At 57.4% G+C, this 23,668-nt stretch carries 23 protein-coding genes; 8 read left to right on the plus strand and 15 right to left on the minus strand.

Going from position 1 to position 23,668, the window contains the following annotated elements; genetic code table 11:
• Positions 1-213: 213 nt before the first annotated feature.
• Positions 214-2,376 (plus strand): ornithine decarboxylase, encoded by a 2,163-nt coding sequence (locus tag A7P95_RS02905; RefSeq protein WP_067590889.1) that lies wholly within the window; start codon positions 214-216, stop codon positions 2,374-2,376.
• A 124-nt stretch (positions 2,377-2,500) separates the two neighbouring features.
• Positions 2,501-3,817, plus strand: a complete 1,317-nt coding sequence (gene potE / locus A7P95_RS02910) for a putrescine-ornithine antiporter (RefSeq protein ID WP_067590891.1) — start codon at positions 2,501-2,503, stop codon at positions 3,815-3,817.
• Between the two features lie 419 nt (positions 3,818-4,236).
• On the opposite strand, the gene apbC is transcribed toward potE, so the two are convergent.
• The 11 genes from apbC to A7P95_RS02965 all read right to left on the minus strand — a co-directional run bounded on the left by apbC (position 4,237) and on the right by A7P95_RS02965 (position 15,820).
• The gene (gene apbC / locus A7P95_RS02915; protein ID WP_067590895.1) at positions 4,237-5,319 is read right to left on the minus strand and encodes an iron-sulfur cluster carrier protein ApbC; all 1,083 of its coding nucleotides are present in this window, start codon (positions 5,317-5,319) and stop codon (positions 4,237-4,239) included.
• A 115-nt stretch (positions 5,320-5,434) separates the two neighbouring features.
• Positions 5,435-6,682 carry a cell division protein ZipA C-terminal FtsZ-binding domain-containing protein gene (locus tag A7P95_RS02920; protein WP_082890700.1) on the minus strand — a complete coding sequence of 416 codons (1,248 nt, stop codon included), beginning with the start codon at positions 6,680-6,682 and terminating at the stop codon, positions 5,435-5,437.
• A 124-nt stretch (positions 6,683-6,806) separates the two neighbouring features.
• On the minus strand, positions 6,807-8,246 hold the full coding sequence (locus tag A7P95_RS02925; RefSeq protein WP_067590898.1) for a sensor histidine kinase: 1,440 nt from the start codon (positions 8,244-8,246) through the stop codon (positions 6,807-6,809).
• A 134-nt stretch (positions 8,247-8,380) separates the two neighbouring features.
• Positions 8,381-9,058 carry a response regulator transcription factor gene (locus tag A7P95_RS02930; protein WP_067590901.1) on the minus strand — a complete coding sequence of 226 codons (678 nt, stop codon included), beginning with the start codon at positions 9,056-9,058 and terminating at the stop codon, positions 8,381-8,383.
• Between the two features lie 235 nt (positions 9,059-9,293).
• Positions 9,294-11,147 carry a PglL family O-oligosaccharyltransferase gene (locus tag A7P95_RS02935; protein ID WP_067590904.1) on the minus strand — a complete coding sequence of 618 codons (1,854 nt, stop codon included), beginning with the start codon at positions 11,145-11,147 and terminating at the stop codon, positions 9,294-9,296.
• On the minus strand, positions 11,144-11,491 hold the full coding sequence (locus A7P95_RS02940) for a DUF2069 domain-containing protein (RefSeq protein ID WP_179945893.1): 348 nt from the start codon (positions 11,489-11,491) through the stop codon (positions 11,144-11,146). Before A7P95_RS02940 ends, A7P95_RS02935 begins: the two co-directional genes overlap by 4 nt.
• Positions 11,492-11,834: 343 nt before the next feature.
• Positions 11,835-12,593: a twin-arginine translocase subunit TatC gene (tatC, locus tag A7P95_RS02945; protein WP_067590909.1), complete on the minus strand. Its 759-nt coding sequence runs from the start codon at positions 12,591-12,593 to the stop codon at positions 11,835-11,837.
• Positions 12,590-13,075: a Sec-independent protein translocase protein TatB gene (gene tatB, locus A7P95_RS02950; protein ID WP_067590913.1), complete on the minus strand. Its 486-nt coding sequence runs from the start codon at positions 13,073-13,075 to the stop codon at positions 12,590-12,592. The genes tatC and tatB overlap by 4 nt, the downstream gene beginning before the upstream one ends.
• Positions 13,076-13,078: 3 nt before the next feature.
• A complete protein-coding gene (gene tatA / locus A7P95_RS02955) occupies positions 13,079-13,288 on the minus strand; it encodes a Sec-independent protein translocase subunit TatA (protein ID WP_067590916.1) in 210 nt (69 codons plus the stop codon).
• Positions 13,289-13,708: 420 nt separating this feature from the next.
• Positions 13,709-14,815, minus strand: a complete 1,107-nt coding sequence (gene glf, locus A7P95_RS02960) for a UDP-galactopyranose mutase (RefSeq protein WP_067590919.1) — start codon at positions 14,813-14,815, stop codon at positions 13,709-13,711.
• Between the two features lie 36 nt (positions 14,816-14,851).
• Complete coding sequence (locus A7P95_RS02965) at positions 14,852-15,820, minus strand: ATP-binding protein (RefSeq protein WP_067590922.1); 969 nt, start codon at positions 15,818-15,820, stop codon at positions 14,852-14,854.
• Positions 15,821-15,883: 63 nt separating this feature from the next.
• On the opposite strand from A7P95_RS02965, the gene A7P95_RS11475 reads away from it, so the two are divergent.
• Positions 15,884-16,114: a hypothetical protein gene (locus A7P95_RS11475; protein WP_156503478.1), complete on the plus strand. Its 231-nt coding sequence runs from the start codon at positions 15,884-15,886 to the stop codon at positions 16,112-16,114.
• Between the two features lie 41 nt (positions 16,115-16,155).
• A complete protein-coding gene (locus tag A7P95_RS02970) occupies positions 16,156-16,491 on the plus strand; it encodes a DMT family transporter (RefSeq protein ID WP_082890701.1) in 336 nt (111 codons plus the stop codon).
• A 132-nt stretch (positions 16,492-16,623) separates the two neighbouring features.
• Here the strand turns inward: A7P95_RS02970 and A7P95_RS02975 are convergent, their stop codons facing one another.
• From A7P95_RS02975 to A7P95_RS02980, 3 genes are read right to left on the minus strand one after another with little or no spacing between them, the layout of a single operon-like run.
• Complete coding sequence (locus A7P95_RS02975) at positions 16,624-17,361, minus strand: WG repeat-containing protein (protein WP_179945889.1); 738 nt, start codon at positions 17,359-17,361, stop codon at positions 16,624-16,626.
• A complete protein-coding gene (locus A7P95_RS11895; protein WP_179945890.1) occupies positions 17,358-17,678 on the minus strand; it encodes a hypothetical protein in 321 nt (106 codons plus the stop codon). The genes A7P95_RS02975 and A7P95_RS11895 overlap by 4 nt, the downstream gene beginning before the upstream one ends.
• Positions 17,641-18,771 carry a LysR family transcriptional regulator gene (locus tag A7P95_RS02980; RefSeq protein WP_067590928.1) on the minus strand — a complete coding sequence of 377 codons (1,131 nt, stop codon included), beginning with the start codon at positions 18,769-18,771 and terminating at the stop codon, positions 17,641-17,643. Before A7P95_RS02980 ends, A7P95_RS11895 begins: the two co-directional genes overlap by 38 nt.
• 116 nt (positions 18,772-18,887) lie before the next feature.
• On the opposite strand from A7P95_RS02980, the gene A7P95_RS02985 reads away from it, so the two are divergent.
• The 4 genes from A7P95_RS02985 (at position 18,888) to A7P95_RS03000 (ending at position 22,196) form a co-directional block, all read left to right on the plus strand.
• Positions 18,888-20,030, plus strand: coding sequence for an NADH-dependent flavin oxidoreductase (locus tag A7P95_RS02985; protein WP_067590931.1), 1,143 nt, complete (start codon positions 18,888-18,890; stop codon positions 20,028-20,030).
• A gap of 86 nt (positions 20,031-20,116) precedes the next feature.
• A complete protein-coding gene (locus A7P95_RS02990) occupies positions 20,117-20,983 on the plus strand; it encodes an alpha/beta fold hydrolase (RefSeq protein WP_067590934.1) in 867 nt (288 codons plus the stop codon).
• Positions 20,983-21,336: a phenylpyruvate tautomerase MIF-related protein gene (locus A7P95_RS02995; protein ID WP_067590938.1), complete on the plus strand. Its 354-nt coding sequence runs from the start codon at positions 20,983-20,985 to the stop codon at positions 21,334-21,336. The genes A7P95_RS02990 and A7P95_RS02995 overlap by 1 nt, the downstream gene beginning before the upstream one ends.
• Positions 21,333-22,196 (plus strand): DsbA family protein, encoded by an 864-nt coding sequence (locus A7P95_RS03000; RefSeq protein ID WP_067590941.1) that lies wholly within the window; start codon positions 21,333-21,335, stop codon positions 22,194-22,196. Before A7P95_RS02995 ends, A7P95_RS03000 begins: the two co-directional genes overlap by 4 nt.
• A gap of 438 nt (positions 22,197-22,634) precedes the next feature.
• Here the strand turns inward: A7P95_RS03000 and A7P95_RS03005 are convergent, their stop codons facing one another.
• Positions 22,635-23,465 carry a CPBP family intramembrane glutamic endopeptidase gene (locus A7P95_RS03005; protein ID WP_067590944.1) on the minus strand — a complete coding sequence of 277 codons (831 nt, stop codon included), beginning with the start codon at positions 23,463-23,465 and terminating at the stop codon, positions 22,635-22,637.
• Positions 23,466-23,668 lie beyond the last annotated feature (203 nt).

Consider the following 23,668-nt stretch of genomic DNA (forward strand, 5'->3'; position numbering starts at 1 on the left):
AGATTGGCCGTTTTTCAAACGGTTTGATACTGGATTAATCAGGATGGTTTGTGCTAAAATACGTTTGGTCCGGATGTAGAACAAGTCCATAGTTTTACAAAACTACACAATAAAATAGCAGTATCAACACATTCATCACTCCGAAAAAAGTTTTTTCCATTGCTGCCGCTGAAGCTTGGCGGCGGTGTTTATTGAAACACATAGGAGTTTGATATGACGTTTTTAAAAGTAGCAGCCAGCCCGTCTGTTCAACAGGGCTTCACCACTGAATTCGACGTGGTGGACGTGCAAGGTGCCGACCTCGCAGGTATTGGTGCCGTAGTTGCTTCTACCGGCGATGCAGAACAAGCTGTAACGCAAGTTGAAGCCACCGGCTTCGGTATCCCGGTATTTGTGGCTCTGCAACCTGGCGAAAGCGTGCCGGAAAGCCTGCTGACCCGCATCAACGGCGTGATTCAGCTTGGCCGCGGCAACGAAGAATATTACGGCCGTCAGGTAACTACTGCTCTGCAGAAGTATGAATCTCAGCTGCCGCCTCCTTTCTTTGGCGCCCTGCAGCAATATGTGGGCATTGGTAACGCCCAGTTCGACTGCCCGGGACACCAAGGCGGTCAGTTCTACCGCAAACATCCCGCCGGTCGTCAGTTCTACGAATTCTTCGGCGAAAACGTATTCCGTGGCGACTTGTGCAACGCCGACGTTCGTTTGGGCGACCTGTTGATTCACGAAGGTCCCGCTTGCGCAGCCCAGCAACACGCTGCCAAAGTGTTCAACGCCGACAAGACCTACTTCGTTCTGAACGGTACTTCCTCTTCCAACAAAGTGGTAACCAACGCCCTGCTGGCTAAAGGTGACTTGGTATTGTTCGACCGCAACAACCACAAATCCAACACCATCGGTGCTTTGGTTACTGGCGGCGCCATCCCGGTTTATCTGCAAACTACCCGTAACCCCTTCGGCTTCATCGGCGGTATCGACAACGCCTGCTTCGAAGAGTCCTACATCCGTGAACAGCTGGCCAAAGTTGCTCCGGAACGCGCTAAGGAAGAACGTCCGTTCCGCCTGGCCATCATTCAGTTGGGTACTTACGACGGCACTATCTACAATGCTCGCCAGGTAGTAGACCGCATCGGTCATTTGTGTGACTACATCCTGTTCGACTCCGCTTGGGTAGGCTACGAACAGTTCATCCCGATGATGCGCGACTGCTCTCCGATGCTGCTGGAATTGAACGAAAACGACCCCGGCATCTTCGTTACCCAGTCTGTACACAAACAACTGGCCGGCTTCTCTCAAGCTTCACAGATCCACAAAAAAGACAGCCATATTAAAGGCCAGAAACGCTATTGCAGCCACAAACGCTTCAACAATGCGTTCATGATTCACGCTTCCACCAGCCCGTTCTACCCGATGTTCGCTTCTCTTGACGTGAACGCCCGTATCTTGGACGGCGAAGTGGGTCGCAACCTGTGGCGTGACTGCGTAAGCGTGTCTATCGAAGCCCGTAAGCTGCTGCGCGCAAGCTGCAAGCTGATCAAACCGTTTATCCCGGAAACTGTTGACGGCAAACCGTGGGAATCTTACCCGACCGAGCAGATCGCCCAAGACCTGCGCTTCTTCGAATTCGAACCGGGCGCCAAATGGCACTCCTTCCCGGGCTACGGCAAAGGTCAATACTTTGTTGACCCGTGCAAATTCCTGCTGACCACCCCGGGTATCAACGTGGAAACCGGCGAATACGAAGACTTCGGCGTACCGGCTACCATTTTGGCCAACTTCTTGCGCGACAACGGCATCGTTCCGGAAAAATGCGACTTGAACTCCATCCTGTTCCTGCTGACTCCGGCCGAAGACCTGGCTAAGATGGAACACCTGATCGCCTTGATCGCCCGCTTCGAACAACACATCGAAGCCGACAGCCCGATGAGCGAAGTGGTGCCCACCGTATACGGCCGCAACGCCGAATACTACAAAGGCTACACCATCCGCCGCCTGTGCCAAGAAATGCACGACTTCTACAAACGCAACAACATGAAACAGTTGCAGAGCGAGATGTTCCGTGCCGACGGCTGGCCGAAACAAGCCATGCTGCCCTACGAAGCACAGCAAGCCTTCATCCGCAACGAAGTGAAACTGGTTCGCTTGAGCGAAATCGCCGGTCAAATCGCTGCCGAAGGTGCCCTGCCTTATCCTCCCGGCGTGCTTTGCACAATCCCGGGTGAAGTTTGGGGCGGTGCGGTGCAGAAATACTTCTTGGCTCTGGAAGAAGGCATCAACTGCCTGCCCGGCTTCGAGCCCGAGCTCCAAGGTGTATACCTGCAAACCGTGGAAGACGGCAGCCGCCGTGCATTCGGCCACGTTATCGTGAAAGACTAAGGCCGTGTCAGGCTACCTGAAATGGTTTCAGGTAACCTCTATCTGATGATGATTTGCGCGGTAAGACAAGCTGCGCCGGAACATTGGCAAGGGTTGCTTACCGCTTTAATGAAGGATTTATATTATGTCAACCTCTCAAAACAAGATGGGTGTGGTGCAGCTGACCATTCTCACTATGGTGAATATGATGGGCTCCGGCATCATCATGTTGCCGACCAAATTGGCTCAGGTTGGTACAATTTCTATTTTGTCATGGCTGGTTACCGCAGGCGGTTCGCTGGCTCTGGCTTATGCGTTCGCCAAGTGTGGCCGCTTCAGTAAAAACGCCGGTGGTATGGGCGGTTATGCCGAATATGCCTTTGGCAAATCCGGCAACTTCATTGCCAACTATACCTATGCCGTTTCTCTGGTAATTGCTAACATCGCCATCGCTATTACCGCAGTGGGCTATTTGGCTCAGCTGATGGAATGGCAGCTTTCTCCGCAGCAAGTAACCATGTGGACCATCATTTTCGTATGGGTTACCACCGTGGCTAACTTCGGCGGTGCTTCCATTACCGGTAAAATTGGCGGCTTTACCGTGTGGGGCGTGGTGATTCCGGTGGTGGGCATCTCCATTATCGGCTGGTTCTGGTTTGACGGTGCCAAATATGCTGCTGCTTGGAACCCGCATAACTACGGTGTGTTTGAGGCTTTGCCGAAATCAATCTCCATCACTCTGTGGTCATTCCTTGGTTTGGAATCTGCCTGTGCGAACTCCGATGCTGTGGAAAACCCCGAGAAAAACGTGCCGATCGCTGTATTGGGCGGTACGCTGATGACTGCGGTAATCTATATTGTTTCTACCAACGTGGTGGCTGGTATTCTGCCGAATGCTGATTTGGCTGCTTCCGACGGCCCCTTCGGTTTGGTATTTGCTCACATTTTCACCCCGACTATCGGTAAAGTGGTGATGGGCTTGATGGTGCTGGCTTGTACCGGTTCCCTGTTGGGCTGGCAGTTCACCGTGGCTCAAGTGTTCAAATCCAGTGCTGATGAAGGCTACTTCCCAAAAGTATTCAGCAAAGTAACCAAAACCAATACCCCGTTGGTTGGTATGCTCATCCTGTGCGGCGTGCAAACCCTGCTCTCCTTGATGACCATGAGCCCGAGCTTGAGCGAACAGTTCGACGTGTTGGTGAACTTGGCTGTGGTAACGAACCTGGTGCCCTACGTACTGTCTATGTCTGCCCTGTATGTAATGCAGAAAGTCAGCAACGTGCCTGCCGGTGAAATGAAACTGACCACCTTCATCGCCCTGATTGGTAACATCTACAGCTTCTACGCCCTGTATGGTTCAGGTGCCGAAGCAATGCTGGGCGGTGGTTTGGTAACCTTCTTCGGCTGGGTAATTTACGGCCAGGTTGCCGGCAAAAAATACGATCTGAAAGAACCGTATTAATCCTGCCAACAGCTAGTCTAAGCAATATCTAGACAAACCTGCTAAAAGCAGACCCCGAAATTCTAATTAGAGGAGAATTCGGGGTCTGCGCTTTTTCAGGTAGCCTCCGGACAAGCAGGCTACCTGAAAAATGGGAAAGCTTATTGTGTGTTCAACCGATTGTCCGCGCGGGAGGGGCGGTTGTTTTCTGAGTGGCATTCCTGTTTTCAGGTAACCGAAGCGGGAAAGAGGCTACCTGAAAAATCCAGCCGTGCCGACAATCGTATCTTTCTATACCGTGAGAAGACGGCAACTAGGGTTGCCTCCTGCGGTTTAAAAAAATTTCAGGTAGCCTGCTTGTCCGGAGGCTACCTGAAAACAAAAAAGGCTGCCCGAAGCCCATGCTTCCCGCAGCCTTTCCTGCCGAATCAAACCCGCCGTTATTCCACCACAATTTGCGGAAAACGGCTGCTGAAATCCTTACCTTTTGCCGCCACGGCCAGCGCAACCTGCCAGGCCGCCTCGGTGTAGATTTGAGCGATGGCCGGGTTGGCCGCCTGCATGGCCGCCGCGCTGCCGCTGTCCATCGCCTCGCGCACGGGCAGGCTCAGCGGCAGCTGCCCCAGAAGCGGCACGCCCAAGCGTTCGGCCAGCGCCCTGCCGCCGTCTTGGCCGAAAATCGGCTCGTGGTGGCCGCAGCGGCTGCAAATGTGCACCGACATATTCTCCAGCACGCCGAAAATCGGGATGTTGACCTTGCCGAACATGTCCACCGCCTTGCGCGCGTCGATCAGCGCAATATCCTGCGGCGTGGTCACCACCACCGAGCCGGTTACCGGAATCTTCTGCGACAGCGTGAGCTGGATGTCGCCGGTGCCGGGCGGCAGGTCCACAAGCAGATAATCCACATCATCCCATTCGCTTTGAAACAGCAGCTGTTGCAAGGCCTGGCTCACCATCGGCCCGCGCCACACCACGGCCTGATCGGTGTCCACCAGAAAGCCGATCGACATTACCTGAATGCCCTCGGCCGAACGTACGGGGATGAAATGCTTATTTTCCTGCTGCGGCTTGCTTGCGGGCACGCCGAGCATGGTGGGCTGGCTGGGGCCGTATAAATCCGCATCCAAAATGCCCACGCGCGCGCCCATCCTTTGCAGCGCGATGGCCAGGTTGGCGGCGGTGGTGGATTTGCCCACGCCGCCCTTGCCGGAAGCCACGGCAATGATGTTTTTCACGCCGCTGATGGTGCGCACGCCGGGCTGGACTTTGTGGGCGGTGATTTCGCTGCGGAGGGTGATGTGCGGGCTTTGGGTGCAGCCGGCGTCGGCCAGCGCGGCGGCAATATCCCGCTCCAGCTCGCCGGCGATGTGGCCGATGGGGAAGCCGAAGCACAGGTCGAGGTGCAGGCCGTGTTCGTTTGCTTCCATGGATTTCAGGGCGCGGCTGCTGCCGATGGTGAGGTTGCTGCGGGGGATGGCCACGGCTTCAACGGCGGCGCGTAGGTTGCTGGGTGTGTGCATGGTGTTTTCCTGATGAGTGATGAAAAATAAGGATTTGGGTGGGGAAACAGGCTACCTGAAAAACGGGCAATCCGATTTTCAGGTAGCCTGTTTGGCTGCGGCGATGGGGTGGCGCTTATGAAAACAGCCGTTTGGCCAGCTCGCTGCCGGGCTCGATGCCCACCCGTTTCATTTCATCCTGCCGCGCTACCACGTAGCTGCGGATTTCTTTCAGCCATTGGGTGGAGAGCTCTTCCAGCTTGTCGTTGACCAAATCTAGGCCGAGCATGCTGGAAAGCTTGACGGCGATGTCCATGAAGCGGTTGAAGTTTTTCTCGCCGTCGGGGATGTGCGGCGCGTCGAACAGCATGCTGATGCCGCGGTAGTTTTGGCTGGAAAGCAGGGTGGCGGTGAAGGCGCTGTTGTCGAGGGTGGAGATGGCAAACAGCGGCTCGCCGGCCTGGTCGTTGAGGTAGAACATACCGTCGTGCGAAAGCTCGAAGCCTTGGCGCTCCACGGCGTTGCGCAATTCCACGCCGCTCACGTTGTTGCGCGACACCAGGTGGATGGCGATGGTTTGGTCCACGCGGGCGCAGAGCTCGTCGAGCGGGCGGGCGATGGAGAGGAAGGTGTCGATGTCGGTGAGCAGCAGGCCGCCGTCCATTTTTTCAGCAAAGGCGTTGGCCTGCTCGCCGAATTGCTCGAGCTCGGCGATGCTGGCGAGGCCGTTGCGGCTGATGGCTTGCAGGCCGATTACGAAGCCTTGGTAGTACACGCTGGGAATCGGCTCGGCGATTTGGAAGCGGTCGTCCATGGTGCAGCCGGCGATGCGGAAGCGGTGGCGGCTGGAGAGACGCGGCATGGCGTGCAGCTCCTGCGGCTCTTTCAGCGAGATGTAGCACAAGTAATCAAAGCGGCTGTCGAACCAAGGCAGCTGCTGTTTGGCCAAATCCTGCAAATCGAGCAGCAGCTTGCGCTTGGCCGGCTCTTGGGTTTGCGAGGGGGCGGGGGTGGGCACGGGCTGGAAGTTAAAGGCGGGCGCTTCGGCGGCAGGCTCGGCCTGCAACACCGGCTCGGCCGGTTCGGCGCGCTGTTCGGGCAGCGTCTCGGCCACGGGCTCGCCGGCATGTTCGGCCGGGCGGTCGGCTTGGACGAAGGCGGGCTGGAGGCGCGGGGCGCTTTCTTCTTCGGCGGCGGGGGCTTGCTGCTGCCCGTCGCGCACGGAATGGGTGTGGCTTTCCAGCAGCGCGTCTTTGTCGGCATGACCGAACTGGGCGCGGATGGCGTCGCGGTATTTCTTTTCCTGATAGGTGTTGTATAGCAATACGCCGAACACCGGCGCGAAAACGAGGATGGCGATAATCAGAATCGTGTTGGTGCTCATGGGTGGGTCCAAAGGGGCTGCCGTGAAAACAGCAGGATTATACCAAAATCGGCAAGCAAGCCGTGGCGGGGCTGAGGCTACCTGAAAACGTCAGCTTCGGCGAAGCGAAAATACGGCGGGCAAATCAGGAAGCTTGCTGGGCTTCGTCGCGCTCGCGCTCGCGTTCTTTTCCTTCGCGCTTCTGCTGCTTGGCGGTGAGCTTGGGCAGCTCGAAACGGATGTTCAGGCCGTTGGGCTCAACGTTGTTGGCGTTGATGAGGCCGTCGTGTTTGCCAATCACGTGGCGGGCGATGGCCAGCCCTAGGCCGGTGCCGGGCTTGTGGGCGCCGCTGTCGGCGCGGTAGAAGGCGGTGAAGATGTGCGGCAGCTGCTGGGGATCGACGCCGGGGCCGTTGTCGGTGATGTCCACCACCCAGTTGTGTTTGTGCTCGCCGAGGCGGATGTTGATTTGGCTGCCTTCGGGGCTGTAGGACATGGCGTTGCGCAATACGTTGTCGAAGGCGCGGTAGAGGTAGCCTTCGTTGGCGGAGACGGTGGCGTCGGCGTCGGCGGGGTCGTAGGCAAAGGCGATGTGCTGGCTGTTTTGGCAGGCGATGGCGCGGCAGTCTTCCATCAGGTTTTCCAGGAAGGGCACGAGCTTGAGCGGGTCTTTTTCCATTTCCACATTGGCGGTTTCCAGGCGGGAAAGGGTGAGCAGCTCGCCTACGAGTTTGTCCATGCGGGTGAGCTCGGATTCGAGGCGCTTGATGTTTTGCTCCTGCTTGTGGGGCTGCACTTGCAGCAGCGCCAGCAGAGCCTGCATGCGCGCCAGCGGAGAGCGCATTTCGTGGGAAACGTGGTGCAGCAGGTGGCGTTCGCGTTCCACCAGTTTTTGCAGCTGGCCGGCCATGCGGTCGAACTGCACGGCCAGCTTGGCCAATTCGTCGCGCCGGCCGATGAGCTGGTGGGAGATACGGGTTTCGAGGTCGCCTTCGGCCAGGCGGCTCATGCCACGCTCGAGTGTGCGGATGGGCTGGGAGATGTTGTTGGCGAGGATGTAGGCCAGCAGGAGGCCGACGATGATGATGAAGCTGAGGATGATGAGCTCGTGCCACACCGGCGCCATTTCCACGCCGGGAATCATCAGCGGGGAGGGCAGGCGGGCGGGCTGTTGTTTGTCCCAATCGGCGAGCATGAAGATGTATTCTTCGCCCAGCGGGTCGTAGGCCACGCGCACCACGCGGGTGTTGGGGAATTCGGCGGCGAATTTGCGTGCGGCGAGGATGCGCGATGGCTCCACCGGGCGCTGGAAAATATCGGCTTTGCTGTCGCCGGAAATCACGAGGATGTTGTCGAAGGTGGGGGTGTTGTTCCAGTCTTGCAGGGTTTCGCGCACGCCGGAGAGGCCGCGGGTTTGAAACACGGTTACGGTGCTGTTGAGCAGGCCGGTTTCGAAGGCGCGCTGCTGCTTGAAGCGGGTTTCGGCCACTTTGTCTTGCACCAGCCAAAAGGAGAAGCTGGCCACGAAAATGGCGGCGATGATAACGAAGAAGAAGGTGAGGAAAATCCGCTGGAACAGTTTCATGAATTTGCTTTGGCGGGAAGGGGAAATCGGGCGGGCGGGAAAACAGAGCCGCCGTTGGCCGGCATGGCTTGGCGGCGGCTAGATGTTTTCAGGTAGCCTTTTGGCGGATTGAGGCTACCTGAAAAACGGCAGCATCAGTTTTTCACAAACAGATAGCCCAAGCCGCGCACGGTTTGAATCAGCGAGGCGTCGCCCAGCTTGTGGCGGATGCTGGAGATGTGCACGTCGATGCTGCGGTCGAACTTGGCCAGCTTGCGGTCGAGCGCTTCCAGCGAGAGGGTTTCTTTGTTTACCACTTGGCCGGCGTGGCGCATGAGCACTTCCAAAAGGTTGAATTCGGTGCTGGTGAGCTCGAGCGGGGCTTCGCCGATGGTGGCTTGGCGTTTGGCCGGATAGAGGGTAACGCCGCTCACGGAAATTACGTTGGGCGTGCTGTTGTCGGACTCGGCCTGGCGGGTGCGGCGCAGGATGGCGTTGATGCGCGCCAGAAGTTCGCGCGGCTGGCAGGGCTTGGGCACGTAGTCGTCGGCGCCCATTTCGAGGCCGATGATGCGGTCGATGTCGTCGCCTTTGGCGGTGAGCATGATGATGGGGATTTTGCTTTGCTGGCGCACGGTTTTGAGCACGTCGAGCCCGCTGAGCTTGGGCATCATGGAATCGAGCACCACCACGTTGTAGTTGCCGTTGAGGATTTCGTTCACGCCGGCTTCGCCGTCGGGCACGCTGCTGACTTCGAGGCCTTCGGCGCTCAGGTATTCGGTTAAGAGTTCGGTGAGCAGGGCGTCGTCGTCTACCAATAAAACACGGTTCATGATTACTCCTTTATTAGGATGCCGCGCAGTGCGGCGTAGATTGTGTTGCGGCGGGCCGTATGGGCAATGTTGTTTGCCAAACCCGCTTATAGCTGTTTAATTTCAAGCGTCTTAACACTTTGCCTGATAGCGGCGCACAAGCCAAATTCTTTTGCGTATCTTTGCGTAAGCAGGGGCTGGGATTACGGGTGTGAAGTTTTGCTGGCTGTAGCGGCTGGGTTTTCAGGTAGCCTCGTCAGCCGCCGCTGCTTTGGCTGCTGCGGCTGGCCGCTGTGCCGGCGGCGCTGGCGGGCTGGGTGCCGCAGGTGAGGTTGCCGGCGGCTTCGGGCATGGTTTGCACATAGCGCTGGCACTGTTCGCGCAGGGGCTGCACGATGGCGGGGGCGGCGCGGAAGGCGGCGGCGGTGCTCAAGAGGTGTGGCTGCTGCTTGGGGTAGTAGCGGCCCATATTCAAGAGCCAGTCGGCGGCTTCGCGCTCGCGGCCGGCCTGCTCCAGATAGAAGGCGCGCACGGCGGTGTTGGCGTAGGGGCGGAACAGGCTGGCGCGCAGGGCGGCGTCTTGGCCCCATTCGGGCAGCGGGCGCAGCCAGTCGATTTTGCGGATGATGCCCATCTGGGCGTAATACTTCAGGAAGTAGTGTTTTTCTTCCAGCTCGCGCAGGGTGTCCACTTGCTTGTATTGCGGATAATTTTCGGTGGGGTTGGCGTAGGCGTAGATCAGACGGTGGTAGGCGAAGCCGTATTGCACGGTGATGGCGATGGCGAGCGCGGCCATCGCAGCGCCGAAGCGTTTGGTCCACATGCCCGGCTGCGGGCGCACGAACCAGCCGGGCGTTTTGGCCGGGGTGAGGCTCATCATCACCACGAAGGGCGTGAGGAAATACACATACCACAAAGGATATTCCAGCAGGCTGTGGCACAGCGACACGGTCATCAAGGCCAGCATCAGCGCGGAAGATGCGCCCAGCCGTTTCTTCAGGTAGCCTTTGGCCACCAGCATCCAGCCGCCGAACACCAACAGCGCGCCAATCATGCCCGTTTCGGCCAGGATTTCCAGCATGCTGTTGTGGCTGTGGGTGAAGAGCACGCCCACGTCGTAGTTGCGGAAGCCCGGGTTGCGCATGGCCAGCGCGAAGCTTTCATGTGCATAGCCCTGCCAGCCCACGCCCAGCCATGGGTTTTCGGTGAATACCGTCCACGCCTTCGCCCACTCCGAAGCGCGCCCCGGGCTGGCCGCATCGCCCGACACCAAGCGCCCCACGCCCGAAGATTCCACATCGCTCGGCAGGAAATTGCTAATCAGCCAAGGCATCAGCAGCTGCGCCGCCAACACGCCCAGCACCAGCAGCGCGGTAAACGCACACCAGCGCCGCAGCGGCCGCCCGCCCAGTACATACAAAAACGGCAACAGCAGCAGCAGTGCGCCCACATACAGGATAATCGTGCGCGACGTAATCACCCCCACCACCTGCGACAGGAACACCGCCAGCGCAAACGCCAGCAGCCCCGGCAGCCGCCGCCGGCTCCACAGATAGCCCAGCGAGAGCACGCCCCACATCATATAGTGGCCCAGATGGTTGCGCTGCCCCACCTGGCCGAACACGAAATACTTATGCGGCGAGCGCATCAGCCCCGGCAGCCAGCCCGTGTGCCCGATAAATTGAAACACACACACCAAGCCCTGCAACAGCGCCCCCGCGAGCAGCGCCCAGGCAAAGATTTCCACCACCCTGTCCTGCCCCAGGCGCGCCACCTGAATCCGGCAGGCCCAAGCCAACAGCGCCATCACGCAAAACACCGCCGCCGTCAAATCCGACATCTGCGGATAAGGCAGCCGCAAAATCCGCGCCTGCACCACCCAAAAGCCCGCCAGCAGTACAAAATACACCATCGCCGCAGGCAGCCGCGCGCGCACCGGGTTCAGCCACAGCGTGAGCAGCGCAAACAGCGAGGCGAAAATCAGCGAGCCGCTCTCGATAAACCAGCCCCCCTGCGGCCCCGTGCGCCACGACGACAAAAACGGCACCACCGCCATCAGCGCCATGCCCAGCCACACCACCCAGCTTTCCTTCAGCCGCTGCCACATCATGCCCGCTCCTTCCGGCCCGAGCGCATAAACATCAGGCAAGACACAAAAAACACCCCGCCCGCCGCCAAAGCCGCCATCGCGCAAGCCCTGCTCGCCGGCACCGCGTCAAACAGCCGCACCACCGCTTCCGCCGCATAAAATAGCACCAGCATGCCCGAGAGCAGGAAGCTTTGCCGACGCCGCTGCAAAATCCCCGGCAGCAGCAGGCAGAGCGGCAGCGCCTTAAGCGCCAGCCACGAGCCGCCCGGGCGCAGCGGCGCCAGCCACAGCTCCCAAGCCAAAGATAAGAAAATCAGCGCAAGCAGGCTGCACACGGCCATGCGGTAAGCAGAAGATTGGGCAATCGGCATCGGTTATTCAAATAAAAGAAAAGGTTGGATGAAGTAGCAAAGGCTGCCTGAAAAAGCAAATTCGGTTTTCGCGGCGCCGAGGCATTGTTTTTCAGGTAGCCTGCATCGGGTTGGGGCTACCTGAAACCTGTCCCTTCTCCTGTGGGAGAGGGCTGGCAAAGCGTAGGTTTGCAACATTCGGCTGTGAAAGGCTACCTGAAAATCCCAAAAGGTTTGCAACTCAAATGCTGTATTTTGGTTTCGCCAAAATTTGAGACGCCCGGTTTCGTTTTGTTGCAAGCATATTTTCAGGTAGCCTCAACAAGGTTAGAGGCTACCTGAAAACCAGGCAACCGGGTTAGCCGGCCTCATCCGCATCCGTAGTGCTCGGCAGCGCGGCCACTTCCGCATTCGGTTTGGTCAAACGGCACATCAGCAGCCCCGCCTCATACAGCGCAATCAGCGGCACCGCCAGCAGAAACTGCGAAATCACATCCGGCGGCGTGATGATGCCCGCCACCACAAAAGCCGCCACCACCACATAAGGCCGCGCCGTTTTCAGCGCCGTGAGCGGCACCGCGCCCATGCGGTAGAGCAGCACCACCAACACCGGCAGCTCAAACGCCGCGCCGAAGGCCACAAACATCCCCAGCACGAAGGAAAGATAGCGGTCGATGTCCGTCATCATGCTCACCCCTTCCGGCGTGGCCGAGGCAAACACCTTAAACACCAAGGGAAACACCAAAAAATAGCAAAACGCCATCCCAGCAAAAAACAGCCCCACGCTGGAAAGCAGCAGCGGCGCCACCAGCCGCTTCTCGTGCCGGTAGAGCGCCGGCGCCACAAAAGCCCAAAGCTGGTACAGCGTGTGCGGCAGCGACACGAGAAACGCCGCCATCAGCGCCACCTTCAGCGGTACGAAAATCGGCGCAATCACATCAATCGCCTGCATATGCGCGCCCGGCGGCAGGCTTTCCATCAGCGGCTTGGCCACCAGCGAATAAAGCGTGTTGGCAAAAGGCACGGCGGCAAATAAACACAGCAGCAACACCGCCACCACCCAAATCAGGCGGCGGCGCAGCTCCTTCAAATGCTCCACCAAAGGCTGTGCGTTCATCGGCTGCCGCCTCCCGCCTGTTTGCGCACCCGCAGGCGCGGCCGGATGCGCACGCGCGGCTGCATTTTGCGCCGCCCGGCGCGGGCGCGCTGCTGGAGCGAAGGCGTGTGGAAGCCCGCTGGCAGCGGGGCAGGGCGGGGCACGTGTTTGCCGTCCTCATCCGTATCGATGCCGAAATCGGCGGGCGTGCGCGGCGGCGGCAGGCGCTCCCAAGCGGGCAAATCGGGCATCGCGCCGGCGCGCAGCTGCTGCATTTCCTGCTTGAGCTCGCTGGCCGTGTGTGCCAGCGTTTCCTGCATCCGGCGCAGGTCGGCCACATCGGCGTGCTGCGCCAGCTCGGCTTTCAGGCTGCCGGCCAGGCGCTGGATCCTGCCCAGCATCCTGCCCAGCGCGCGCGCCGCCTGCGGCAGCCGCTCCGGCCCGAGCACCACCAGCGCCACCACGGCGGCCAGCAGCATCTCGCTGAGGGCGAAGTCGAACATGGCTTATTCGCCCGGTTTCTCTTCTTTATGCTCGGCAATCTGCTTGGGCGCGGCGGCTTCGGCTTCGCCTTCGCTGCCTTCGTTCAGGCCTTTTTTGAAATCGTGAATCGCGCCGCCGAGGTCTTTGCCCACGTTGCGCAGTTTTTTGGTGCCGAATATCAGCACCACCACAACCAGGATGACCAGCCAATGCAGGCCGCTTGAAATACCCATGATGTTTCCTTTCGGTTCGATTGGGTGGCAGGGGAGGCTACCTGAAAAACAGGATTCAACGAATCGGGAAAAGGGGAGTTGAAACATGACTTTGCCGCTTGAGCACGCTGCTGTTTGGCCGGCGGGCAAACGTTGCCGTGCGGTTTCAGGTAGTCTAGGGTTTTGCGCCGCAGCCGGCACACGTGGGGCGGGCTGGGGCTTGTGGGGAGGCAGCCGCGATTGTAACAGCGGGCGCGGTAAATCGAAAGAACGTCGGCAGGTGGAGAAACGCTGCTGCACGGGTGTGGCAGGCGGCCGGAGGCCGTGCTGCAAGGTGGCTAAGACGGGGTATGGCGGGAGTGTGCTGTGTTTAAGTTTGTTTTTCAGGTAGCCTTTGGCGAAGGGGCTACCTGAAAACAGCATTTCTCAAGTGCTTGGCGGTCATGTTTGCCGTGCTGCTGCATGCAAGGCTTGTTCAATTACTTGGTGCATATCGTAGTAGCGGTATTCGGCTAGGCGGCCGCCTAGAATCAAGTGTTTTCTTTGTGCGGCCAAGGCTTGGTATTGGGAGAATATGGTTTGGTTTCGCTTGTCGTTAACCGGATAGAAGGCTTCTTGGCTGTGGGATGGGCTGGCCGGATATTCCCGGGTGATGATGGTGTTCGCTTGCTGCCCGAATTCAAAATGTTTGTGTTCGATAATGCGGGTATAGGGAATACGGGATTCTGTGTAGTTGACAACGGCATTGCCTTGGTAGTTTGGTGTATCCAAAATCTCATGTTCAAAACGCAGGCTGCGGTAATCCAAGCGGCCGTAGCAGTAGTTAAAAAGCTCGTCGATCTTTCCGGTATAGACGATTTTTTCGGCATGGTTATCCCAATATTGGCGGTTTGGGAGATAGTCGGTGTGGGTTTTCACTTCTATGCCGTTAAGCATTTTGCTGATTATTTGGGTGTAGCCGCCAATCGGGATGCCTTGATAAGTATCGTTGAAATAATTGTTGTCGAAGGTGAAGCGCAAGGGCAGCCTGCGTAGGACTGAGGCGGGAATTTCGGTGGCCGGCCTGCCCCACTGTTTTTCAGAATAGCCTTTGATTAGCTTTTCATAAATATCCCTGCCCACCAAAGATAGTGCTTGTTGTTCCAGATTTTCCGGCTCGGTGATATGGCGGTATTCTGCGCATTGCTCTTGGATTTTCTCTTGGGCTTCTGCCGGTGTTTTCACGCCCCATAATTGGTAGAAAGTATTCATGTTGAAAGGCAGGTTGAACAGCTGCCCTTGGTAGCAGGCTAATGGCATATTGGTAAAGCGGTTGAATTCGGCAAAATGGTTTGCGTAATCCCATATTTGTTTATTGTTGGTGTGGAAGATATGGGCGCCATACATATGCACCTGAATGCCTTCCCGTTTTTCGGTGTAGATGTTGCCGCCGATGTGATGGCGCTTTTCCAATATCAGGCAGCGTTTGCCGCGCTTGTGCATTTCGTGTGCGAATACGGCGCCAAACAAGCCGCTGCCGACGATTAAGTAGTGGTAGGGTTTCGTCATGGTTTTCAGGTAGCCTTTGGTGGGGGAGCAGGGACGTTATCTGCCGCTTTCGTTGGGAAACAGCAAAGCCGCCTCCACCCCGCCTTCGCAATTGCCCAGCACCAAGCTGCCTCGGTGCAGGCGCATGATTTCGGTGGTGAAGCTGAGCCCCAGCCCGCTGCTGCGGCTGCCGTCGGCGCGGGGCAGAGAATAAAAACGCTGGGGGATTTTGGCCAGCGCATAGTCGGGAATCGGCGCGCCTTGATTGCGGACGCTGAGCCTAGTTCGGCCGCGTTCGCGGGCAAGGCGGATGCGGATTTCGCTGCCTTCGTCGGCAAAATCGATGGCGTTGTAAAGCAGGTTGTCGATGGCTTGGCGCAGCAGCAACGGGTCGCCCTGTACGGTGTGGGGCGGGCAGTCTAAGGCGATGTGCAGCCGTTTGGCGTGCCGGGCGGCGCGGCTGTCTTGGGCGGCTTGCGCGGCGAGCTGTGCCAAATCGGCGGTTTGGGTGCTTTTCAGGCTGTCGCGGTTTTCCAGACGGGCGAGTTTGAGCAGGCGGGCAACGAGCTGTTTTTGGTTTTGGATATTGCGGCGGATGCGGTCGAGCAGTTGCCGCTGGTCGGGGGCGAGCGGGCTGTCTTGCAGCAGTTCGAGCGCGGCCTGCTGGGCGGTGAGCGGGGTTTTGAGCTCGTGGGTGAGCCCCAATACATAGTTTTCGATGTGTTGGCGGTGGTCGAGTTCGTCGCGCAGGCGGGCAACGGCGTTCACAAGGCGGTAAAGATAGCTGTCGCCGAATTGCGGCTGCGGGGCGGGACGGTTGGCGGCCATGGCTTCGGCATAACGGCGGATGCGGCTGATGCTGCGGGCGAGCCACCAGGCAAGCGCGCCGAGCACGGCAAGGTTGGCGGCGAGCAGGTGGGGAACATAGGGGCTGCCGTGCGCCAACGCCCACACGGTAAGCAGGACGAGCACGCCGAGCAGGACGAAAAACAGGCGCAGGCTGAGATGGGTGAAATATTTGAGCATGGAGGCTACCTGAAAATGGAAAGGCGGCGCGGGGCAGCCTGAAAAACGGCGGATGGCTTCGGGTTGCCGCAGGCCGGTATTCTACGCGAAGCCAATATTGGCGAAAGGTTTGCCCGCCTGCCGCCTCTACTTTTTCAGGCAGCCTTCCGGCGTTTGGGGCAGCCTGAAAACGGGCGGCGTTTGTTGGTTTTCAGGCAGCCTGAAAAAGCCGCCCGACTGCCTTACCAAGGCGGGGTTTGCGCACAAAAAACCTTTAAAAACAAGACTGTTTTTTATTTTATTGCGTTGATATAATTAGGCTTTCTTGTTATTCACTCACTCATCGGGAGAGAAATATGCAAATGCACTGGGTATTTCTGGCCGTGGCGATTTTGGGCGAAGTATGCGGTTCCGCCATGCTTAAATTAAGCGACGGGTTCAGCAAGCTGATGCCTTCCATCGGCGTGGTGGTCAGCTTTTCGGTGTGTTTTTGGGCGTTGTCGATGGCGTTAAAAACCATGCCACTGGGGACGGCATACGCCATTTGGGCGGGCGTGGGGCTGGTTTTAACGGCACTCATCAGCGTGGTGTTTTTCGGGCAGAAGCCTGATGTCATCGGCATTGTCAGCATCGGTTTGATTCTGTTGGGCGTGGTGCTGCTCAATACCGTATCGCATATGTCGGGGCATTGATTCCCCGCCCCAAAAGGCAGCCTGAATATCCGCAACGGGTTTCAGGCTGCCTTTTTTGAGGCTACCTGAAAAACAGCTGGGGCAGCCCGGATTGGCGGGGCGTAAGCCGGTGAGGGTGTGCAAGATGCTGGGCTATTGCCTGCGCCCCAACAACGCTTCTGCTTCGGGATAATCTTTCAAATCAAAAGGGTTGTCTTGCCCGAAGCCGTTTTTCTGCCGTTCGGGCTGCTCGGCAAGGACGGTACGGATTTGTCGGCTCAGGTAGGTTTCCAGCGACTTCGGGTTGTCGTCGCCGTCGGGGGCGGCGTAGAGCCGTTTGCCGTCTTCGCCGGCGAGGAAACGGCTGTCTGAAACGGCACGGCCTGTATCGTCAAACAGCACGATTTCGTAATACGGATAGCCCGGCACGGGGCGCGACACGGTTTCCAAGCGGTAGGCGGCACGTTGTTCGGGCGGAATATGCGGCGAAACGCGAACGAGATACAGCGCAACAATCAGGTTTTTATAGCGGTTGATGTGTTGCAGGATAGCGCGCTCGACGGCGGTGTGGGCAAACGGGTAGGGATAAAATTTGCCGTCCCGTTCGATATCGTTGGCGGCGCGGCGCGTGTTGCTGGGTTGAACCGTGTCGCCGCGCGTGTTCATCATGCCCCAAGTGCCGCCTTCGAGGGCGGTGTGTTCTTCGTTGGCGCGCACTTCGCGGCAGCCGTCGCAAAATTCGGCATAGCCGTATTCAAATTGCCCTGCCCAGTCGTGCCGGGCGGGGATGACCAGTTTGCCCGCTCGGTCGGCAAAGCCGACTTTGCCGTCAGGCGACACATAGCGGCGGCGGCCTTCGGCAAAATCGTCTGCGCCCATGTCGTACATCATCGGCTGATACAGGAAAACGCCCTGCCGCGAATGCAGGAAAAACGGCGAATAAGCAACCGGCCCCTCACTGCGCGGCCGATGTCCATAAACAGCAGCTTGCCTTCGGCGGTTTCGCCGTGTTCGCGGATCAGGCCGCTGTCGTATTGCGCGGGCACGATGATTTCGCCGCTCTCGGTTTGGGCGCCGAATCTACCGTTTTGCTCGAAATAGACGATTTTCCCGGCGGGAGGCGGGGCGGGCTGCCCGAATAGGTGAGCGCGGCAAATATGGCCGCGCCAGCTAGGGTGGAGAGCAGGAACAGGGGGGGTCAGCTTCATGGGAGGCCTTTCGGATGAAGGGTGCGGCAGGCGGCGCGGGCTGAGAGGCCGCCTGCTTTTTTTCAGGTAGCCTTTTGATGCGGGAGGCTACCTGAAAACCGGGTTGCTGCGAAGCGGTAGCCTTCCGGTATTTGGGGCTACCTGAAAAAGCTACTTGAAAAACGGCGGGTGTGCTGGTTTCCATTTTGTGGAAACTGTATTTGTAGGCCGCCTTCCCACGCGAGCCTTCGGTCAGGGCATCCGTTACGGCTTTTACCTTCGGCTGCAAATGCTGCTTTTTCTGCCACAGCACGCAGATGGGTTCGGGCGGCAGGGAGTGGCTGTCGAGCAGCGGCACGAGCCTGCCTTGCGCCAAATAGGGTTGAATCAGCCAGTCGGGCAGTTGGGCGATGCCGCAGCCGGCCAGCACCGCTTGCAGGCGGGCATCGCCGTCGTTCATCCGGTGGCGGACGGATACGGCGCAGGTTTGCACCGCACCTTGCCCGTCTTGCAGCAGCCAGTGGGACGCGCTGCCGCCGATGCAGGCGTGCCGCACCAAATCTTCGGGGAGTTGCGGTGTGCCGCAGCGGGCAAGATAGCCGGGGGCGGCGCACACGCGGTTGCGGTTTTCGTCTATTTTGCGGGTGATGACGTCTGCCGAGTCGTCCGGCTCGCCGAAGCGCACGGCAACGTCGATATGTTCGGCAATCAGGTCGGTTTTGCGGTCTTGGAAGCTGATGTCCAAATGCAGGCGCGGGTGTCGCTCCGCCAGAACCAGCAGCTTCGGCAGCAGCCTGTTTCTGCCGTAGGTGGTGGGCAAATCTATCCGCACGCTGCCTATCGGCTCCTGCCGTTCGCTGGAAAGCAGGTTTTGCACCTGTTCCATTTCTTCCGTCATCCGCAGGCAGGTGGCAAGCCACACTTCCCCTTCGCGCGTGAGCGTCAGGCGGCGGGTGGAACGGTGGAAAAGCTGCGTATTGAGCCGTTTTTCCAAGCGCGTGATGCTTTTGCCCACTGCCGAGCCGGTCATGTCCAGCTTGCTGCCTGCCGCGCTGAAACTGCCCGTTTCCACCGTGGCGAGAAATTCTTCGATGCCTGCAAATTTGTCCTGCATATTGCCCCATTCCGGAATCTGGTTCCCAAATCAATGGAATTGTACCTACTTAATCCGTCTTTTAGAAATGAATATACTGCGCGCATCCCAAACACAGACAGATTAGGAGCGCAGCCATGAAAGCAAAATACCAACCCCTATTCCAACCCTACATCCTAAACAACGGCGTTGAAATCAAAAACCGTCTCACCGTCGCACCGCTGACCATTTACGATTCGGGCGCAGACGGCGAAATGACCGAAGCCGGCCGCCGCTTCTGGCAAAACCGTTTTGAAGGCTTCGGGCTTTACATTATGCCGTTTACCAACGTCCACCCGAGCGGCATCGGCTTTGAATCGCCCAACGCCTTTAACGAACGCCATTTGCCGACCTTGCGCGAATACGCCGAAATCGCCCATGCCCAAGGCGCGAAAGCGGTGGTGCAAATCGCCCATTCCGGCTTGCGTGCCGACCCGTCGATGACGCAAGGACACGATGTCATCGCCCCGACCGGCGATATGTACGGACGTTTCCGCACCATGACGGAACAAGAAGTGTGGGATATGGTGCAAAGCTACGCTTACGCGGCGGAACTGGTGATGAAAGCAGGTTTTGACGGCGTGGAAATCCACGGTGCGAACGGCTGGCAAATCCAACAATTCGTCTCCGCCGCCACCAATTTACGCACCGACCACTGGGGCGGCAGCTTGGAAAAACGCCTGCGTTTCCCACTTGCCATCATCGACGCCATTGACGAAATGCGCCAAAAACACCACCGCCCCGATTTCATCATCGGCTACCGCTTCTCGCCTGAAGAACCGGGTTCAGACGGCATCACCATGAAAGAAACGCTCACGCTGGTGGACGCATTGCTCGAAAAACCGCTGCAATATCTGCACATCTCGTTGTGGGACTTCTACAAAAAAGTCCGTCGCGGCGCAGACACCAGCCTCACGCGTATGCAAGTGGTGCACGACCGCATCAACGGCCGCCTGCCGTTCTTTGGCTCGGGTAACCTCTACACCGCCGACGATATGCTCAAAGCCTATCAAACCGGCTGGGTAGAAAGCGTTTCCATCGGCAAAAGCATTATGCTCAACCCGAATTTGGTGGAACTCATCGAAACCGACCGCGAAGACGAAATCCAAACCGCCTTCGACTGGGAACAAGCCGACTTCTACCGCTACACGCCTGCGATGCTGCAAGGCACAAGGGCGGGAACGGATTTCTTCCCACCGTCAAAACAGAGAGGTGTGCGGTATAAGACGGAGCATTTTTAAGGCAGCCTGAAAAGGCTACCTGAAAAGTGCGGCGTCAATACACAACGTGTTTCAGACGGCCGCACTTTTTCTTTCAGGAGAACAAAATGGAAAAATTAAACATCCCCACCCAAAGCGGCGTGGTGCTGCACGGGGCGAGATTCAGCGGTGGGCCGAGCGATACGGTGGTGATTGCCATCACGGGCGTGCATGGCAATTTTTATTCCAATCCGTTTTATTACCGCATCGGCGAGACTTTGAGCCGTGCGGGCGTGGATTTTATCTATGCCCAGACCCGCAATGCTTTCGGGCAGATTGAAATCCAAAATGCGAACACGGGCGAGCGGCAGCTTATCGGTTCGTGGAACGAAAATTTTGTCGATGCAGTGGAAGATGTGCGGGCTTATGTGGATTTTGCCGCGCAGTCGGGCTATCGCCGCATTATTTTGGCGGGGCATTCCTTGGGGGCAAACAAGGTGATTTATTACCTGTCGCAAACCGCCGACCCGCGCGTGGAAAAATTCATTCTGCTCAGCCCTGCCAATATCAAACATTTGACCGGCTATGTGTCGCCTGCCGAGCGCGCGTTGGTGCAGCAATGGGTTGCAGACGGCATGGGGCAAGAAGTGCTGCCGTTCGAGCTGTTCGGCTGGCTGCCGAGCGTTGCCGACACTGCCCATCAGTGGCTGCACAGCCCGATTTTGGACAATGTCCACGTTGAGCCGGACGGCGATTTTTCGCAAATCGAGCAAATCCGCCACACGGGTGCGTTGCTGATTGGCACTTACGACCGTTTTACCTACGGCGAGCCGGCGGATTTTCTGCACAACATCAACAACCACTTTCCAAGTGCGGTGGAAAACGAAGTCATTTTGATTGAAAAAACGGGGCATACCTACCAGCAAAAAGAGCAGGAACTTGCCGACATTTTGCGGGATTTGGTGTTGAAATGGGGCGAAGACAAGGAGAAATAATGCCGTTTATCTTTCTACAAACCAATGTGAAAATCGACGAACCCCGAGCCGAACGCCTGAAAGCAGGCTTGGGCAAGGCGATTGAACTGGTGCCGGGCAAATCGGAGCAAGTGTTGATGGTGGGGCTGGAAGGCGAAAAATGCCTGTATTTAAAAGGCAAAAACACGCCTGTTGCCTACATTAAAGTCGCCGTGTTCGGCAACCGCACGCATCAGGGCTATGCCGAACTCAGCCACGCCATCACCGCCTTGGTTCACGCCGAACTGGGCATTTTGCCGACGCAAATTTATGTGCAATATGAAGACATTCCCGCGTGGAGCGTGGGCAGTTATTTCTTTGGGGAGGAGCGATGAACCGGCTCAAAATTTCTGTTTTCACCGACCCGATGATGGGGCTTTCCTACGAAAGCGAGCCGTTTTTCCGCAAACTGGAAACCCATTTCGGCGACCGAATCGAGGTGCAGCCAATTATGTCGGGCTTGGTGCGAAACGTGTATGACTTTGTGAACCCAAGCGATTTGGCGGTCAGCGAAGATTACGCCATCGAACGCTATCTGCCGCGTTTGGCAGCCATTTACAACGCCGAGCAAGCCATCAGCGGAATGCCGATTGCCATGGAAAAACTGGATTTATTTTCAACCGAACGCACCTCGTCCATTCCGCTGAATCTAGCCTACAAAGCCGTGCAACGCATCGTGCCCGACAAAGCCGAAGCCTTTTTATACCGCCTGCGTTTCGCCACCATCGCCGAAGTCCGCCCGACCACCAAACTGGACGAACTGGCACGCGTCGCCGAGCAGGTCGGCGTAAATCAGGCTGATTTTCTGACCGCTTACCACACGCCCGAAACCGAAGCCGCATTAGCAGAAGATTTCAGACGACGTGAACAACTGCGCTTATTCAGCCTGCCTGCGTATCTGTTTGAATATAAAGGGCAAGCAGTGTTGGCAAAAGGCGTGTTGGACGACAAAGCTTTGTTTGAACTGGTTGAAAAAATCACGAATGGCGAACTCAAACCCCAACCGCTCGAAGCCACGACTGAAAACGTGCGGAAATTGTTTGAACGCCACCCGCTGATAAATCTTATCGAACTGCGTTATGCGTTTGACTTGTCGGATAAAAATACGGTATTGAAACGGGGGAAACCGTTGTTGGAGAACGGGGAAATCAGGCGGATTGACATGGCGAGCGGGGTGTTTTTTGAGGCGGTATAGGCAGACATTGGGGGTTGCAGACACCTGTGTTGCCCATTTTGACCGTGCCGAACTGCGTTTTCAGGCTGCCTTTCGGTGTGCGGGGCTGCCTGAAAAAGGCTACCTGAAAAAATATCGGTAGGTTGGGTTGGCAAACCCAACATTCCAGACAACGTGACGGTTTGGTTAGGTCATAACCCGACTTACCCTCACTATTTTCAGGCAACCTTGCGTAGGTCGGGCATTGATGCCCGACAATTTTTTTGCGTTCGGGCAACCGTCGGGCATCAATGCCCGACCTACCGCTGCTGTGTTTTCAGGCTGCCTTTCGGTATGTGGGGCTACCTAAAAAATACGGCAGCCTGAAAACGCCGCATCAGTATCGGTAGGTTGGGTTGGCAAACCCAACGTTTCGGATAATTCGACGGTTTGGTTGGGTCATGGCTCAACCTACACTGGCTAATCCAACCTGCGATTACTGTCATATGGCAAGCACATCGCCTTACGCCAAAAAACCATCACAATTGCCGCTGCAATGATGATGATTCCGTATGGAATCATGCCGTTGCCGTTTTCATATGCCGCCCGTCTGCCCGGGAAACCCGTGCGTGCGGTATTGGCAACCGTATGACACGCAACCAATACAAATACCGAACCACCGCTGCCGTTGTACAGCCATACATAAATAATTCTCACGGCAACCGTCCCAGCCAATCCCCATGCAATCAGTTCGGCAGACTGCCCCACGGCAATCATGGACGGCAAATGCCACAATGCCCACGGTATCCCGATAATCAGTGCCGTAACAAGCGGGGTAAAACGCCGTTGCAGACTTTCAGTTGCATAGGCGGCATAGCCCAATTCCTCGGCAACTGCCGCGATAAAGAACATGACGAACGCACCGGCGAGCGGCACAAGCGATACGGATAAGGTAGGTATGTTTTGTCCTGTTTGGCGTATCGCGACATAAGTCAGCAGATAAAATAGAGGGAAAATCAGTATTGCCGTCCAAAAATAGGCAGAATGCTTTATCCGCCCGTAATCAAACACACGTCCAAACAGTCCGCGTACCGCTGCCATTCCGCTCTCGCGGTAACGCAGTAACGCGGCGGCAACCGTCGGGGTGAGTGCTGCGCCGATGTCGGTCAGCGGCAGATTATCAGGCAGAGGACTGTGTTTGAGAAACAAAGACAGTAGCCAAAACGGCGCGCTCAAAGCGTACACCAGCAGAAAGTATTGCCACGGATGCGAATAATTCACGTCCAAGCTCCCCGAATACTTGACTTGCATTTGCATATTACCTCCATTTATTCAGTATCGGCGGGTTGGGTTGGCAAACCCAACATTCCAGATAACTTGACGGGTTGGTTAGGTCATAGCCCAATTTACCCTCACTGTTTTCAGACAACCTTTGCGTAGGTCGGGTATTCATGCCCGACAATTTTTTTGCGTTCGGGCAACCGTCGGACATGAATGCCCGACCTACGGCGGCT

This window comes from Eikenella longinqua, from assembly GCF_001648355.1.
GTDB lineage: Bacteria > Pseudomonadota > Gammaproteobacteria > Burkholderiales > Neisseriaceae > Eikenella > Eikenella longinqua.

Bases quoted from the DNA above. Each gene is read 5' to 3' on its own strand.
- A7P95_RS02905 (WP_067590889.1), top strand. From the start codon at position 214: ATGACGTTTTTAAAAGTAGCAGCCAGCCCGTCTGTTCAACAGGGCTTC.
- potE (WP_067590891.1), top strand. From the start codon at position 2,501: ATGTCAACCTCTCAAAACAAGATGGGTGTGGTGCAGCTGACCATTCTC.
- apbC (WP_067590895.1), bottom strand. From the start codon at position 5,319: ATGCACACACCCAGCAACCTACGCGCCGCCGTTGAAGCCGTGGCCATC.
- A7P95_RS02920 (WP_082890700.1), bottom strand. From the start codon at position 6,682: ATGAGCACCAACACGATTCTGATTATCGCCATCCTCGTTTTCGCGCCG.
- A7P95_RS02925 (WP_067590898.1), bottom strand. From the start codon at position 8,246: ATGAAACTGTTCCAGCGGATTTTCCTCACCTTCTTCTTCGTTATCATC.
- A7P95_RS02930 (WP_067590901.1), bottom strand. From the start codon at position 9,058: ATGAACCGTGTTTTATTGGTAGACGACGACGCCCTGCTCACCGAACTC.
- A7P95_RS02935 (WP_067590904.1), bottom strand. From the start codon at position 11,147: ATGATGTGGCAGCGGCTGAAGGAAAGCTGGGTGGTGTGGCTGGGCATG.
- tatC (WP_067590909.1), bottom strand. From the start codon at position 12,593: ATGAACGCACAGCCTTTGGTGGAGCATTTGAAGGAGCTGCGCCGCCGC.
- tatB (WP_067590913.1), bottom strand. From the start codon at position 13,075: ATGTTCGACTTCGCCCTCAGCGAGATGCTGCTGGCCGCCGTGGTGGCG.
- tatA (WP_067590916.1), bottom strand. From the start codon at position 13,288: ATGGGTATTTCAAGCGGCCTGCATTGGCTGGTCATCCTGGTTGTGGTG.
- glf (WP_067590919.1), bottom strand. From the start codon at position 14,815: ATGACGAAACCCTACCACTACTTAATCGTCGGCAGCGGCTTGTTTGGC.
- A7P95_RS02965 (WP_067590922.1), bottom strand. From the start codon at position 15,820: ATGCTCAAATATTTCACCCATCTCAGCCTGCGCCTGTTTTTCGTCCTG.
- A7P95_RS02970 (WP_082890701.1), top strand. From the start codon at position 16,156: ATGCAAATGCACTGGGTATTTCTGGCCGTGGCGATTTTGGGCGAAGTA.
- A7P95_RS02975 (WP_179945889.1), bottom strand. From the start codon at position 17,361: ATGATGTACGACATGGGCGCAGACGATTTTGCCGAAGGCCGCCGCCGC.
- A7P95_RS11895 (WP_179945890.1), bottom strand. From the start codon at position 17,678: ATGAAGCTGACCCCCCCTGTTCCTGCTCTCCACCCTAGCTGGCGCGGC.
- A7P95_RS02980 (WP_067590928.1), bottom strand. From the start codon at position 18,771: ATGCAGGACAAATTTGCAGGCATCGAAGAATTTCTCGCCACGGTGGAA.
- A7P95_RS02985 (WP_067590931.1), top strand. From the start codon at position 18,888: ATGAAAGCAAAATACCAACCCCTATTCCAACCCTACATCCTAAACAAC.
- A7P95_RS02990 (WP_067590934.1), top strand. From the start codon at position 20,117: ATGGAAAAATTAAACATCCCCACCCAAAGCGGCGTGGTGCTGCACGGG.
- A7P95_RS02995 (WP_067590938.1), top strand. From the start codon at position 20,983: ATGCCGTTTATCTTTCTACAAACCAATGTGAAAATCGACGAACCCCGA.
- A7P95_RS03000 (WP_067590941.1), top strand. From the start codon at position 21,333: ATGAACCGGCTCAAAATTTCTGTTTTCACCGACCCGATGATGGGGCTT.
- A7P95_RS03005 (WP_067590944.1), bottom strand. From the start codon at position 23,465: ATGCAAGTCAAGTATTCGGGGAGCTTGGACGTGAATTATTCGCATCCG.